Genomic DNA, 15,208 nt, shown 5'->3' with positions numbered 1-15,208 from the left:
GCTGAACGAATTCCCCGTGGCGAGGGAGCTTGCTCCCGCTGGTGTGCGAAGCGCACCCCGGCGATTTGATGACCGGCATTAAATCCAGGCGCCTGCTTCGCAGTCGAGCGGGAGCAAGCTCCCTCGCCACGAAAGCGCCACCGCGCAGCGTCCTGTGCGCAAATCTGCGACAATCGCCCCCTTGCTCAAACCGACGACCCTTGCGTACCTGATGACTGACCAAGCCCCTGCAATCGACAAACTGCTGAAAAACCTCGACCACGCCATGCTTTCTGACCGCCACCGGTTGCGGCGGCAGTTGCTCGAGCTGCGCAAGAAACCCGACGAGGCCAAGCTGGCCCAATGGGTGGCACGCATGCAGGCGTCGTGCGACCAGGTGCTGGCGCGCAAGGCGAGCGTGCCGTCGATTCGCTACGACGACAACTTGCCGATCGCCGCCAAGCGCGACGAGATCAAGGAGGCGCTGCTCAAGCATCAAGTGCTGATCATTGCCGGCGAAACCGGCTCGGGTAAGACCACCCAGTTGCCGAAGATCTGCCTGGAAATCGGCCGCGGCCAGCAGGGCTTGATCGGCCACACCCAGCCACGCCGCATTGCCGCCCGAAGCGTCGCAAGTCGCGTGGCCGAGGAACTGGCCACGCCGTTGGGGGCGCTGGTGGGTTATCAGGTGCGCTTCGAAGACCAGAGCGACGCCAACACCCTGATCAAGCTGATGACCGACGGCATCCTGCTCGCCGAGACCCAGAACGATCGCTACCTCGAACGCTACGACACGATCATCGTCGACGAAGCCCACGAACGCAGCCTGAACATCGATTTCCTGCTCGGCTACCTCAAGACCCTGCTGCCGCGCCGCCCCGACCTGAAAGTCATCATCACCTCGGCGACCATCGACCTGGAGCGTTTCTCCAAGCACTTCGATGACGCGCCAATCGTCGAAGTCTCGGGCCGCACCTTCCCGGTGGAAACCTGGTATCGCCCTCTGACCTTGGAGCAGGACGAGGAGGGCAACCGGGTCGAGGACGACTTGACCGTCGACCAGGCGATCCTCGCCACCCTCGACGAAATCGCCGCCCATGAGCGCAGCGAACGCCGCAGTCCCGGTGACGTGCTGGTGTTCCTGCCGGGTGAGCGGGAGATTCGCGACGCGGCGGAGATGCTGCGCAAGGCCCAGCTCAAGCACACTGAAATCCTGCCGCTCTATGCACGCTTGTCGCCGGCCGAACAACAACGCATCTTTCAATCCCACCCGGGCCGTCGCGTGGTGTTGGCGACCAACGTCGCCGAAACCTCGTTGACCGTGCCGGGCATCCGCTACGTGATCGACAGCGGCACCGCGCGCATCAGCCGCTACAGCTATCGCGCCAAGGTCCAGCGCCTGCCCATCGAGGCGATTTCCCAGGCCAGCGCCAACCAGCGCAAGGGCCGCTGCGGGCGGGTCGAGCCGGGGATTTGCGTGCGGCTGTACAGCGAGGAAGATTTCCTCAGCCGGCCCGAATTCACCGATCCGGAAATCCTGCGCACCAACCTGGCGGCGGTGATCCTGCAGATGCTGCACCTGCGCCTCGGCGAGATCACCGATTTCCCGTTCATCGAGCCGCCGGATGGCAAGGCCATCAGCGACGGTTTCAACCTGCTGCAAGAACTCTCGGCGGTGGACCGCAACAGCCAGTTGACGCCGTTGGGTCGGCAGTTGGCGCGCCTGCCGGTGGACCCGCGCATGGGCCGCATGCTGCTGGAAGCGGCAAAATTGGGCAGTCTCCAGGAAGTGCTGATCGTCGCCAGCGCCATGTCGATCCAGGACCCGCGCGAGCGTCCGCCCGAGCGACAACAGGCCGCCGACCAGGCCCATGCCCAGTGGAAGGACGCGGACTCGGACTTCGCCGGGCTGGTCAATCTATGGCGCGGTTTCGAAGAGCAGCGCCAGGCCCTGACCGCCAACCCGCTGCGCAACTGGTGTCGCAAGAATTTCCTGAATTATCTGCGCCTGCGCGAGTGGCGCGATTCCCATCGCCAGTTGAGCCTGATCTGCCGCGACATGCAGTTGAGCCTAAACAAGGATCCGGCCGACTACCCGAAACTGCACAAGGCAGTGCTGTCGGGCCTGTTGAGCCAAATCGGCCAGAAAACCGAAGACGGTGATTACCTCGGCGCTCGCCAGCGACGCTTCTGGGTCCACCCCTCGTCGGGTCTGGGCAAGAAGCGTCCGCAGTGGCTGATGACTGCCGAACTGGTGGAAACTACCAAGCTGTACGCGCGCATGGTGGCCAAGATCGAACCGGACTGGATCGAACCGCTGGCCGGGCATTTGATCAAGAAAAACCACTTCGAACCTCATTGGGAGAAGAAGCGCGGGCAAGTGGTGGCCTATGAGCAGATTACCCTGTTCGGGCTCATCGTCGTCGGTCGCCGGCCGGTGCACTACGGGCCGGTGGACCCGGTGGTGTCCCGTGAGCTGTTCATCCGCGAGGCGCTGGTGCGCGGCGAGATCCAGTCCAAGGCCAAGTGCCTGAGCGCCAACACGCGGTTGCTGGAACAACTCGACGAGCTCGAAGCCAAGGCTCGTCGCCGTGACATCCTCGCGGACGAGGAAACCCTGTTCGCCTTCTACGATGCGCGCCTGCCCGCCGAGATCCACCAGACCGCGACGTTCGACAGTTGGTACCGGATCAACAGCCAGAAAGACCCGCAGTTGCTGGTCATGCGCGAGGAAGATGTGCTGGCCCGCGAGGCGAGCGAGGTAACGGCCAATCAGTATCCCGACACCTTGCGCGTCGGCGACCTGACCTTGCCGTTGAGCTATCACTTCGAGCCCAACCATCCCCGCGACGGCGTGACTTTGCGGGTACCGGCGCCGCTACTGCCGATGCTGCCGCCGGAACGCCTGGAATGGCTGGTGCCGGGGATGATCGAGGCCAAGTGCATCGCCCTGGTGCGCAACCTGCCCAAGGCCTTGCGCAAGAACTTCGTGCCGGTGCCGGACTTCGTCAAGGCGGCGCTGCAACGCATCACGTTTGCCGAGGGCTCGCTGCCTCAATCGCTGGGCCGTGAGCTGTTGCGCATGACCGGCGCGCGGGTCAGTGACGAAGCTTGGGCCGAAGCGGCGCAGCAGGTGGAAAGTCACTTGCGCATGAACCTGGAAATCGTCGATGGCCAGGGCAAGTTCCTCGGCGAAGGACGAGACCTGGCCGAACTGACGGCACGTTTTGCCGAAGCCAGCCAGGCGGCGTTAGCCGTGCCGCAAACGGCGAAAAACCAGGAACCGGTGGAGGCGAAAGTCTTCGCGCCGGTGGCCGAGAAAACCCAGCAGAAGATCGCCGGCCTGTCGATGACGGTCTACCCGGCGCTGGTGGAAGAGGGCGGCGTGGTCAAGGAAGGTCGCTTCCCGACCCCGGCCGAAGCCGAGTTCCAGCATCGCCGTGCCTTGCAGCGCTTGCTCATGCAGCAACTGGCCGAATCAGCGAAATTCCTCCGTGGCAAGCTGCCGGGTTTGACGGAGTTGGGCCTGCTCTATCGCGAGCTGGGACGTATTGACAGTCTGGTGGAAGACATCCTGCTGGCCAGTCTCGACAGTTGCATCCTCGAAGGCGAGCCGAGCCTGCCCCGTGACGGTGCCGCGCTGGCGGCCCTGGCCGAACGCAAGCGCGGCGGCTGGACCGAGCACGCCGAACGCCTGGCGAAGCTGACCCTGGACATCCTCAAGCTCTGGCATGGCCTGCAAAAGCGCTTCAAGGGCAAGATCGACCTGGCCCAGGCCGTGGCGCTGAACGACATCAAGCAACAGCTCAGTCACCTGGTGTATCCAGGCTTCGTGCGGGAGACTCCGCACCAATGGCTCAAGGAGCTGCCGCGCTACCTCAAGGCCATCGAGCAACGCTTCGAGAAGCTGGGCAGCCAAGTGCAGAAAGATCGGGTCTGGAGTGGCGAACTGTCGAACCTCTGGGCGCAATACCAGGCCCGCGCCAGCAAGCACGCCCAGGAAGGCAAGCGTGACCCGCAACTGGAGCTGTATCGCTGGTGGCTGGAGGAATACCGGGTGTCGCTGTTTGCCCAGCAATTGGGCACCAAGGTGCCGATTTCCGACAAGCGCCTGGGCAAGCAGTGGGGATTGGTAGAGGGGTGAGCAGATAACTGGACGACACCACATATCCCCGCTCCCACAGGGTTTTGTGTCGTAAGTAAGGGAGAATGGGCCAAACGCCAGCGTTTATGGCAAACTTCGCGCCTATAAATGCCGGTCCCGTGGTTTTGCGCTTCAATGTCACGGGCGGATCGGAATAAAGCGATGCCAGGACTGCTTCCCCCGGATGGGAAAAGTCCCTTTGCGTGTTGGTACGTCGGTGCCAATACTTTCTGCCTGAACAGATCAGAGACACGACCCATGCATAACGTCGTCATCAGCGGCACCGGCCTGTACACCCCGGCCAACAGCATCTCCAACGAAGAGCTGGTGCAATCTTTCAACACCTATGTCGCCCAATTCAACGCCGACAACGCCGACGCCATCGAGCGCGGCGAAGTCGAGGCATTGACCGAATCCAACGCCGCGTTCATCGAAAAGGCTTCCGGCATCAAGAGCCGCTTTGTCATGGACAAGGACGGTATCCTCGACCCACAACGCATGACCCCACGCCTGCCCGAGCGCTCCAACGACGAGTGGTCGGTGCTATGCGAAATGGCCGTCGGCGCCGCGAAACAAGCCCTTGAGCGCGCCGGCCGTACCGCCGCCGACATCGACGGGGTGATCGTCGCCTGTTCCAATCTGCAGCGTCCGTACCCGGCCATCGCCATCGAAGTCCAGGAAGCCCTGGGCATCGAAGGGTTCGGTTTCGACATGAACGTGGCCTGTTCGTCGGCGACGTTTGGCATCCAGGCCGCCGCCAACAGCGTGCAGTTGGGCCAGGCCCGGGCGATCCTGATGGTCAACCCGGAAGTGTGCACCGGCCACCTGAACTTCCGCGACCGCGACAGCCACTTCATTTTCGGCGACGCAGCCACCGCCGTGATCATCGAGCGGGCGGACCAGGCGACCTCGCCGTACCAGTTCGACGTGGTCAGCACCAAGCTGCTCACCAAGTTCTCCAACAACATCCGCAACAATTTCGGTTTCCTCAACCGTGCGGCGGAAGAGGGCGTCGGCAGCCGGGACAAACTGTTCGTCCAAGAAGGCCGCAAGGTGTTCCGTGACGTCTGCCCGATGGTCGCTGAACTGATCGGCGCCCACTTGGAGGAGAACCAGCTGAACGTCGGCGAAGTGAAGCGATTCTGGCTGCATCAGGCCAACTTGAGCATGAACCAGTTGATCGTGCGCAAGCTGCTGGGACGCGAGGCCACCGAAGAAGAAGCCCCGGTGATCCTCGATCGCTACGCCAACACCAGCTCGGCCGGTTCGGTGATTTCATTCCACATGTACCAAGACGACCTTCCCAGCGGTTCGGTCGCGGTGCTCAGCTCGTTTGGCGCCGGCTATTCGATCGGCAGCGTGATCCTGCGCAAGCGTTGATCCATCGTCCAACGCAATAAACTCCTGTGGGAGCGAGCAAGCTCGTTCCCACAGTTTTGTGGCATTTTTGTTATTCCCTTTCGAAGTAAAAAGTTCCGCTGTCATAAAATCTTTATGTGATAGCAACTTGCCTGACACACCCCGCCGCCAAGATCCCCTCCCAACACCAGCGGGCCCAGTTCCGCGTGTTTTCTAACGCATAGACTACCAACTAGGGGAATTCTTCGATGATCCGTAAGCACTTCGCAGGTTTTGCCGCCAGCGCTCTGGCAATGGCAGTAACCGCCCAGGCTTTCGCCGGCACCGTGACCACTGACGGCGCCGATATCGTGGTCAAGACCAAGGGCGGCCTGGAGGTCGCTACCACTGACAAAGAGTTCAGCTTCAAGCTCGGCGGTCGTTTGCAGGCTGACTACAGCCAGTTCGACGGGATCTACACCAGAAACGGTGATACGGCCGACGCCGCTTACTTCCGTCGTGCGTTCCTGGAACTGTCCGGCGTGCTGTACACGGATTGGGCCTACACCATCAACTACGATTTTTCTCATAACGCCGGTAGTTCCGAGGACGGTTACTTCGACGAAGCGTCCCTGGCCTATAACGGCTTCAAACCGGTATCGATCAAGGTCGGCCGTTTCGACCCGGACTTCGGCCTGGAAAAAGCCACCAGCTCCAAGTGGGTCACGGCTCCTGAGCGTAACGCCGCCTACGACCTGATCGATTGGGCCAACGGCCATCAGAATGGCATGGGCCTGCAAGCGTCCAGCACTTTCGCCGATTCGTTCTACGCTTCGGCCGGTGTGTTCAGCAAGGACAACAATGACACCGACGGCAACAGCGTCAAGCAAGTCAACGGTCGCTTCGTCTTCGCTCCGATGCACGACGCCGGTAACGTCCTGCACTTCGGATTGAACGTGGCATCGCGCGATGTTTCCGACACCGCGTTCGACGCGCGTTATCACTCCCGTTTGGGCATGCGCGGTGTGGTGACGGGTGGCGGCAACGATGCTGGCGCCAATGGCAACCGTCCACTCCTGGGCGGCGCCAACCCCTCCGCAGCAGGCTCTTACGATACCGACACCGCCTTCGGCCTGGAAGCCGCTTTCGCCATGGGCCCAGCGTCGATCCAAGGTGAATACATCAGCCGCAAGACCAAAGCTGACAGCGCCGCCTTCGAAGACATCAAAGGCCACGGTTTCTACGTCCAGGGTGCCTACACCCTCACTGGCGAATCTCGCGGCTATAAAGTCGGCAAGTTCGACGCGATCAAGCCACAGAACAAGTCCATCGGCGCCTGGGAAGTGTTCTACCGCTTCGACAGCCTGACCGTCGAAGACGACAACATCACCACTGCCTCGGCAACCCGTGAAGTCGGCGATGCCGAAGCCAAGGTCCACAACCTGGGCGTGAACTGGTACGCCAACGAGGCGGTGAAAATCACCGGCGCCTACGTCAAGGCCAAGACCGACAAAGTCACCAACGCCAACGGCGACGACGATGGTGACGGTTTCGTAGTCCGCGCCCAGTACGTGTTCTAAATCGTAACCTGATACACCGCTGCACTTTCATCCGTTACGCTCCTTTGAACCCCGCCTCCGGCGGGGTTTTTTTATTCTGGATCGGCGATACTCGCGCAATCCGTCGTCTGGATATCGGGGAACCGCATGCCGCTTCACGTCTTGGACAGCTTGTCCGCCATCGCGCCACACGAGTGGGACGCGTTGGTGCCCGTCAATCAACCCTTCCTGCGCCACGCTTTTCTCACAGCCCTCGAAGACAGTGCCAGCCTGGGGTCGCATACCGGATGGCAGCCCGAGCACTTGCTGCACATCGAAGAGGGGCGCTTGCTGGCGGCGTTGCCCAGTTATCGCAAATGGCACTCCTATGGCGAGTACGTGTTCGATCACGGCTGGGCTGACGCTTGCGCCCGCGCCGGCATCGACTATTACCCCAAGCTGCTGACGGCGGTGCCGTTCAGTCCGGTCAGTGGTCCGCGACTGTTGGCGGCACGGGTGGAGGATGGCTTGGAGCTGCTGGGCAGCCTGCCGGGCTATCTGGAGATCGAAGGGCTTTCCAGTGCTCACATCAACTTCACCGATGCCTCGACCGATGCTGCTCTGGCCGGGCAGGAGGGCTGGTTGCAGCGGATCGGTTGCCAATACCACTGGCAGAATCGCGGCTATCGGGACTTCCAGGATTTTCTCGATGCCCTTAGCTCCCGCAAGCGCAAGCAGATGCGCAAGGAGCGCGAGCAAGTGGCGGGGCAGGGTATCGATTTCGAGTGGCTCGACGGCCATCAACTCGACGAGGCGCAGTGGGATTTTGTCTACGCCTGTTACGCCAACACCTACGCGGTGCGTCGGCAGGCGCCTTATCTGACCCGCGCCTTTTTCAGCCTGCTGGCCGAGCGCATGCCCGAGACCATTCGCGTGGTGCTGGCCAAGCAAGGCTCACGCCCGGTGGCGATGGCGTTCAGCCTGGTGGCTGGCGACAGTTTCTATGGGCGTTATTGGGGTTGCCTGGCGGAATTCGACCGCCTGCATTTCGAGACGTGTTTCTACCAGGGCATGGATTACGCGATTGCCAATGGCCTGCAACGTTTTGACGCCGGAGCCCAGGGCGAGCACAAGTTGATCCGCGGGTTCGAGCCGGTGATCACGCGCTCGTGGCACTACCTGCGCCATCCAGGCCTGAAAGCGGCGGTGGCGGATTTTCTCGCGCGGGAACACGAGGGCGTAATGGCGTATGCCGAAGAGGCCAGGACAGCACTGCCTTATCGGCAGTGCTGAAGCTGTCCGAGACTTCGTGGCGAGGGAGCAAGCTCCCTCGCCACGGATTTTGTGCAACACGGACCTAATCGATCCCGACAAACCCACCCGTCTGATGCTGCCAGAGCCGCGCATACAACCCGCCCTGGGCCAACAGTTCGGCATGGCTACCGGTCTCGGCGATGCGCCCCTTCTCCAACACCACCAACCGGTCCATCCGGGCGATGGTGGAGAGGCGGTGGGCGATGGCGATCACGGTCTTGCCTTGCATCAGCGTCTCGAGGCTTTCCTGGATCGCCGCCTCGACTTCCGAGTCCAGCGCTGACGTCGCTTCGTCCATGATCAGGATCGGCGCGTCCTTGAGCAGCACCCGGGCGATGGCGATGCGCTGGCGCTGGCCGCCGGAGAGCTTCACGCCGCGCTCGCCCACGTGGGCATCGAAACCGGTGCGGCCTTCGGCGTCCGAGAGCAACGGGATGAACTCGTCAGCCCGGGCCTTGTGCACCGCTTCCCAGAGTTGCGCGTCGCTGGCGTCGGGCTTGCCGTAAAGCAGGTTGTCGCGAATCGAGCGGTGCAGCAGCGAGGTGTCCTGGGTGATCATGCCGATACGTTCGCGCAGGCTTTCCTGGCCGACGTGGGCGATGTCCTGGCCGTCGATGAGGATGCGCCCGCCCTGCACGTCGTAAAGGCGCAGCAGCAGGTTCACCAATGTGGATTTGCCGGCGCCGGATGGGCCGATCAAGCCGATTTTCTCGCCCGGCTTGATCACCAGGTTGAGGTCGCTGATCACCCCGCTTTTCTTGCCGTAGTGGAAATCCACATGCTCGAAGCGCACTTCGCCCTGGGCCACCGCCAACGGCTTGGCCTGCTCGCGGTCGGTGACGCTGACGGGCTGGGAGATGGTCTGCAAGCCGTCCTGGACCATGCCGATATTTTCGAAAATGCCAGTGACCACCCACATGATCCAACCCGACATGTTGACGATGCGGATCACCAGGCCGGTGGCCAATGCAATGGCGCCGACGCTGATCAACGACTGGGTCCACAACCACAGCGCCAGGGCCGTGGTGCCGACAATCAACAACCCGTTCATGCTGGTGATGACCACGTCCATGCTGGTCACCACGCGACCGGCCAACTGGGCTTTTTCGGTCTGCTCTTCAATGGCCTCGCGGGCGTATTGCTGTTCGAAGTTGGTGTGGGCGAACAGCTTCAGGGTGGTGATGTTGGTGTAGCCATCGACGATCCGGCCCATGAGCTTGGAGCGGGCATCGGACGACACCACCGAGCGCTCCTTGACCCGGGGCACGAAGTAACAGAGCGCGCCGATGTAGGCGGCGATCCACATCAGCAGCGGGATCATCAGGCGCCAGTCGGCTTCGGCGAACAGCACCAGGGAACTGATGGCATAGATCAGCACGTGCCACAGCGCGTCCACCGCCTGCACCGCCGAATCGCGCAGTGAGTTGCCGGTCTGCATGATGCGCTGGGCGATACGCCCGGCAAAGTCGTTCTGGAAGAAGTTCAGGCTCTGCTTGAGCACGTAGCTGTGGTTTTGCCAGCGGATCAGGCTGGTCATGCTCGGGCTCAGGGTCTGGTGCACCAAGAGGTCGTGCAGGGCGACGAAGATCGGCCGGAAAACCAGCGCGACTACGGCCATCCAGGCCAGTTCAAGGCCGTGGAGCTTGAAGAAGTCTGCGTTGGGCGTGGCCTGGGTCAGGTCGATGATACGGCTCAGGTAGCTGAACAGCGCCACTTCGATCAGCGCGCCGATCAGGCCGACCACCAGCAGCGCGGCGAAGCTGGGCCAGACCTGTTTCAGGTAATAGGTGTAGAAGGGCAGGACGCGGTTCGGCGGGGCCGAGGTCGGGGCGTCGCGGAAGATGTCGATCAGTTTTTCGAAACGGCGATAAACCATGGGTTACATAGCCCGGGCAGGGCTCTCCTTTTTTTGCTGTGGGCGGCGCGGGATCGCCGATGCCGCCCAGGCTTGCCCTGCGGGTTTAGTCGATGCGCTTGGCCGACTTGATGATCACAGGGTCGATCGGCACGTTTTGCATGCCTTGCTTGGTGGTGGTCTGGGAATTGACGATGATGTCCACCACGTCCATTCCCTTGACCACCTTGGCGAACACCGCGTAGCCGGCGTCGCGGCCCGGATCGAGGAAGGCGTTGTCAGCCACGTTGATGAAGAACTGGCTGGTGGCCGAATTCGGGTTGGAAGTGCGGGCCATCGACAAGGTGCCGCGAACGTTGTGCAGGCCATTGCTGGCTTCGTTCTTGATCGGCTCCTTGGTCTCTTTCTGCTGCATCTGCTGGGTAAAACCGCCGCCCTGGGCCATGAAGCCCGGGATCACCCGGTGGAAAATCGTGTTGTTGTAGAAGCCGCTGTCGACGTACTCAAGGAAGTTCTTGGTACTGATGGGGGCCTTGACCGGGTCCAGTTCGATTTCGATCTGGCCATTGGTGGTGTCCAGCAGTACGTGCGGCGCCTTGGCCGGCTGCGCGGCCATCAGGTTGGCGGCAAAGAGGACGGAGCCGGCGGCGAGGGCGATTTTTTTCAGCATGGGTTCAGTGATCCTGAGTAGTGGAATCGATTGCGATCAAGAATTCGAGCAGGGTTTGGTTGAAGCGTTCGGGTTGATCCAGCGGCGTAGCGTGCCGTGAATCGGCGATGACTGCCAGTCGTGCGTCAGGCAACAGCTTTACATAGGCCTCTTTCAGCGCCACCGGGGTGTAGTCGTGGTCGGCGCAAATGATGAGGGTTGGACAGGCAACTTGCGACAGACGTTCCTGTACGCCCCAGCCGACTATGGCGTCGAAACTGGCGAGATAAGCACGTTTGTCATTCGTTGCCCAGCGCCGGGCCATTTCCAGGCGTAACTGGGTCTGTTCGGGCTTGGGGAACAGCTTGGCGCCGAGGGCCTTGCCGATGGTTTCCAGGCTGAGCAAGCGCATCAGGCTCCAGCGCTTGAACCATTGCCAGCAATCGTCAGGCGTGCGGACCTTGACCTCGGGGGCGCTGTTGACGATGCACAAGCTCTTGACCCGCGCGGGTTCGTCCACGGCCAGTTGAAAGCAGATCATGCCGCCCATGGACCAGCCCGCCAGATGCACCGCGCCCAGGTCGAGGTGGTCGATCAGCGCGCTCAGGTCGGCGCTGAATCCTTCGATGCTATAGCGCTCGCGGGGCTTGTCGGACCGACCGTGGCCGCGCACATCCATGACAATCAGGCGATAGCGGGCGGATAGTACCGGGATCTGTTTTTCCCAGTCACGTGTGCTGGAGCCCAGCCCGTGCACCAGCACCAAGGGCGCGCCATGGCCGTATTCCTCGTAATGCAGGTTGCAACCTTCGTGCTCGAAATAGGCCATCGGCAAGGTCCTTGTCAGGCTTGTTCAGGGGCGGCGAATGGCGCATCCAGCGGCGCGGTATCAAACGTGCGCAGCAGCTCGACCAGGATCTGCGTCGCCGGGCCCAGGGGTTTTTCCTTGTTCGAGAAAAGATAGAAGGTCGAGTTGCGGCTGCCTCCTTGTTCCAAGGGTAGACGCTTGAGCAAGCCTTCCTTGAGTTCTCGTTCGATCATGTGCCGCGGCAGCCAGGCGAATCCCAGGCCGCTGCCGACAAAAGTCGCGGCGGTGGCCAGGCTACCCACGGTCCAGCGTTGCTCGGCACCGAGCCAGCCGACGTCCCTGGGTTGCTGGCGACCGGAGTCGCGGATGACCACTTGCAGATGGCTTTCCAGGTCCTGGAAGTTCAGCTCGCGGTTGAGTCGGTGCAGGGGGTGTTCCGGATGGGCCACCGCGACGAATTCGACGTCGCTCAGTTCCGCGCCCAGGTAGCCGGGAATGCTGAAGCCGCTGATGGCCAGGTCCGCCACGCCTTCGAGCAGCACTTCTTCGACGCCCGACAGCACTTCCTCACGCAACCGCACCCGGCACCCCCGGCTTTGCGGCATGAATGCCGTCAGCGCCCGGACGAGGCGGGCGCTGGGGTAGGCCGCGTCGACCACCAGTCGCACTTCCGCTTCCCAGCCCTGTTCCATGTGGTGAGCAAGGTCTTCCAGTTGGCTGGCCTGTTTCACCAGTTGCCGCGAGCGGCGCAGCAGCACGCCGCCGGCTTCAGTCAGCACAGCCTTGCGCCCATCGATGCGCAGCAGCGGCACGCCGAGCTGGTCCTGCATGCGAGCCACGGTGTAGCTCACCGAGGATTGGGAACGATGCAGCACTTCGGCGGCCTGGGCGAAACCACCATGGTCCACCACCGCCTGCAATGTTCGCCATTGATCCAGGGTCACGCGGGGCGCTTTCATATTGAGCTCCTCTTGTCCTAAGCTGGCGGTCCCTTGGTGGAGACTGCCGAATGAAAAAAATCTGTTGTGCGCTGCTGGCCCTGCTGCCGCTGACTGCGTTTGCCTACCCGATCGACGTGGAAAAACACCTCAACGGCCTGAGCATCGACTACACCGCCTACGACACCGACGCCGACATCGGCTCGATCCAGGTCAACAACTACGGCAGCACCGATGCGACCTGCAAAGTGGTGTTTCGCAACGGCCCGGAAGCGCCGCGCACCCGCACCATCGAAGTCGCCGCCGGCAAGTTCAAGAACGCCACCGCCAAGTTCAACCGCAACATCATCAAGCTGCGCATCGAGCTGACCTGCAAGCCGAAATAGCCGCGGCGGGGCAGTGCCATAAAAGCATGCTCCGCTTATAAACGAATTTATCGATGCTTTGCAGCAATTATTTGCGCTTTTTCATCGATATGATCGCGCTTAACCTTCACTCCATCGACTTACAACCTTCTCAGATGGAGCCTACAAGCCATGTCCCGCGTTCTGATCATCGAAAGCAGTGCCCGCCAGCAAGACTCGGTTTCCCGTCAATTGACCCAGACCTTTATCAACCAGTGGAAAGCCGCGCATCCGGCCGATGAAATCACCGTTCGCGACCTGGCGGTCAACCCGGTTCCGCATCTGGATGCCAATCTCCTGGGTGGCTGGATGAAGCCGGCCGAGCAGCGCAACGACATCGAGAACGCGTCGCTGGAGCGCTCCAACCAACTGACCGACGAACTGCTGGCCGCCGACGTGCTGGTCATGGCGGCGCCGATGTACAACTTTGCGATCCCCAGTACATTGAAGGCTTGGCTCGACCACGTGCTGCGTGCCGGTGTGACCTTCAAGTACACCCCCACCGGTCCCCAGGGACTGCTGGCCGACAAGCGTGCCTTCGTGCTCACCGCTCGCGGCGGCATTCATGCTGGCGGCGCGTCCGATCACCAGGAACCGTACCTGCGCCAAGTGATGGGTTTCATCGGAATCCACGACGTCACCTTCATCCATGCCGAGGGCATGAACCTGGGCGGCGATTTCCAGGAGAAGGGGTTGAACCAGGCCAACGCCAAGCTTTCCCAGGTCGCCTGAGCCGTTAATGTTCGGATAATCGCCGAGTGGTCTAGTGACTCGGCGCTTCCCTTCAAACCGTTTTGCGCATCGAACCTCCCTTTGCACTTATTGCTCCTGAGTGCATCAGCCCGATTGAACGCTTTAGCGAGATCGGGCTTTTTTTGCCTGGGTGTCTCGTCCTGAATAAGGTTTACACCTTCTGACCTATCCTCAGGAGGAACCAATGGATTCAGGAAAGAAGCGCAGTCAGCGTGATTACACGCTGAGCTTTAAATTGGCGGTCGTCGATCAGGTTGAAAAGGGCGAACTGAGTTATAAAGAGGCTCAACGGCGTTATGGGATCCAGGGCCGGTCGACTGTGTTGGTGTGGTTACGCAAGCATGGACGGCAGGACTGGAGCCAAGGCGCCTCCATTCGTGCCCAGAGGAACCGACCGATGGCCGAGCCAAATTTGCCGCTGACACCAGAGCAGCGAATCAAGGAGCTGGAAGAAAAGCTGGCCCTTGCCAACCAGAAAGCCCAATTTTTTGAAGCTGTCGTTGACGTACTAAAGAACGATTACGGTGTTTCTGTCGTAAAAAAGCGATCCGGCAAGTCCTCACCCAAGGGCAAATCGAAGGCCTGAGTGTTACCAGGGCTTGCCAGTTTCTGGGCATCTCACGGCAGGCGTATTACAAGCGCAATCGAGCTTACGACGCGCAAGCCAGCCACGCGCAAAAGGTGTTGGGGTTTGTGCTGGAGACACGTCTTGAAATGCCCCGGTTGGGCACCCGCAAGCTGCATGGCCTTATGCAATCCGAACCTGAACTGACGCAAACGGTAGGCCGAGATCGGTTGTTCGATATTTTGCGGGATCATCGACAACTGGTCCCACGCAAACGCGCTTATCACAAGACGACCGACAGCCATCATCGCTTCCGTCGACATCCGAATCGGCTCAAGCCCGGCCCTGACCAGGTCACTGCCACCGGCCCGGAACAGGTCTGGGTGGCGGATATAACCTACTTACCGACCGAGCAAAGCGTCGCTTACGTAAGTCTGGTCACTGATGCGTTCTCGCGCAAAATAGTCGGCCATCACGTGCATGAAAGCCTGCATACCGAGTCAGTCATCCGGGCGATGACGAAAGCTCTTCGCCACCGAAGAACCAATCAACCGTTGGTACATCACTCAGATCGGGGCTCGCAATACTGCTCTGATCTCTACCAAAAGCTGCACGCCAAACATGGCGTCAGGTGTTCGATGACTGATGGCTACGACTGCTACCAAAATGCTCTAGCGGAACGAGTGAATGGGATTCTGAAAACAGAATTTCTTTTACACCGTCCCAAAGACCTTGCCCAAGCCAAGCGCATGGTTGAGGAATCGATAGAAATCTATAACCGTAAGCGACCTCATCTGTCCCTGAAATACAAAACGCCCGATGCGGTGCATCAGGCGTTTTGAGACTGAAACAGGTGTAAACCTATTTCAGGACTAGACAGGGATTTGATGGGCGCCAAGGACCCTGTGGGAGCGAGCTTACTC

Annotated in this window: 11 protein-coding genes; 7 read left to right on the top strand and 4 right to left on the bottom strand. The window is 61.0% G+C overall.

Features of this window, described 5'->3' with window-relative positions:
* Positions 1–211: 211 nt before the first annotated feature.
* The 4 genes from hrpA to VQ575_RS19310 all read left to right on the top strand — a co-directional run bounded on the left by hrpA (position 212) and on the right by VQ575_RS19310 (position 8,292).
* Positions 212–4,123, top strand: a complete 3,912-nt coding sequence (hrpA, locus tag VQ575_RS19325; protein ID WP_325918253.1) for an ATP-dependent RNA helicase HrpA — start codon at positions 212–214, stop codon at positions 4,121–4,123.
* A 258-nt stretch (positions 4,124–4,381) separates the two neighbouring features.
* Positions 4,382–5,503, top strand: coding sequence for a beta-ketoacyl-ACP synthase III (locus VQ575_RS19320; RefSeq protein ID WP_325918252.1), 1,122 nt, complete (start codon positions 4,382–4,384; stop codon positions 5,501–5,503).
* Positions 5,504–5,730: 227 nt separating this feature from the next.
* The gene (locus VQ575_RS19315; RefSeq protein WP_045155329.1) at positions 5,731–7,041 is read left to right on the top strand and encodes an OprO/OprP family phosphate-selective porin; all 1,311 of its coding nucleotides are present in this window, start codon (positions 5,731–5,733) and stop codon (positions 7,039–7,041) included.
* A 126-nt stretch (positions 7,042–7,167) separates the two neighbouring features.
* Positions 7,168–8,292, top strand: a complete 1,125-nt coding sequence (locus VQ575_RS19310) for a GNAT family N-acetyltransferase (protein WP_325918251.1) — start codon at positions 7,168–7,170, stop codon at positions 8,290–8,292.
* 64 nt (positions 8,293–8,356) lie between these two features.
* Here the strand turns inward: VQ575_RS19310 and VQ575_RS19305 are convergent, their stop codons facing one another.
* The 4 genes from VQ575_RS19305 to VQ575_RS19290 form a co-directional block, all read right to left on the bottom strand.
* Positions 8,357–10,189 carry an ABC transporter ATP-binding protein gene (locus VQ575_RS19305; RefSeq protein ID WP_325918250.1) on the bottom strand — a complete coding sequence of 611 codons (1,833 nt, stop codon included), beginning with the start codon at positions 10,187–10,189 and terminating at the stop codon, positions 8,357–8,359.
* Positions 10,190–10,274: 85 nt separating this feature from the next.
* Positions 10,275–10,838: a peptidylprolyl isomerase gene (locus VQ575_RS19300; RefSeq protein ID WP_039593361.1), complete on the bottom strand. Its 564-nt coding sequence runs from the start codon at positions 10,836–10,838 to the stop codon at positions 10,275–10,277.
* Positions 10,839–10,842: 4 nt separating this feature from the next.
* Entirely contained in the window at positions 10,843–11,646 is an 804-nt protein-coding gene (locus VQ575_RS19295) for an alpha/beta fold hydrolase (protein WP_039593362.1), read from the bottom strand.
* Between the two features lie 14 nt (positions 11,647–11,660).
* Entirely contained in the window at positions 11,661–12,584 is a 924-nt protein-coding gene (locus VQ575_RS19290) for a LysR family transcriptional regulator (protein ID WP_039593363.1), read from the bottom strand.
* A gap of 50 nt (positions 12,585–12,634) precedes the next feature.
* Here VQ575_RS19290 and VQ575_RS19285 point away from each other — a divergent pair, with 50 nt between their 5' ends.
* From VQ575_RS19285 to VQ575_RS19275, 3 genes are all read left to right on the top strand, one after another.
* Complete coding sequence (locus VQ575_RS19285) at positions 12,635–12,949, top strand: hypothetical protein (RefSeq protein WP_039593364.1); 315 nt, start codon at positions 12,635–12,637, stop codon at positions 12,947–12,949.
* Positions 12,950–13,099: 150 nt separating this feature from the next.
* The gene (locus tag VQ575_RS19280) at positions 13,100–13,699 is read left to right on the top strand and encodes an FMN-dependent NADH-azoreductase (RefSeq protein ID WP_039593365.1); all 600 of its coding nucleotides are present in this window, start codon (positions 13,100–13,102) and stop codon (positions 13,697–13,699) included.
* Between the two features lie 205 nt (positions 13,700–13,904).
* A protein-coding gene (locus tag VQ575_RS19275; RefSeq protein WP_325918249.1) for an IS3 family transposase occupies positions 13,905–15,127 on the top strand; the annotation gives its coding sequence in 2 pieces (ribosomal slippage) (positions 13,905–14,256 and positions 14,256–15,127; 1,224 coding nt in all).
* The last annotated feature ends 81 nt before the right edge of the window (positions 15,128–15,208 follow it).

This window comes from Pseudomonas frederiksbergensis (assembly GCF_035751725.1).
Taxonomy (GTDB): domain Bacteria; phylum Pseudomonadota; class Gammaproteobacteria; order Pseudomonadales; family Pseudomonadaceae; genus Aquipseudomonas; species Aquipseudomonas frederiksbergensis_A.
The sequence above is the reverse complement of the archived record's forward strand: the minus strand, read 5'-3'. Positions and strand labels throughout refer to the sequence as shown.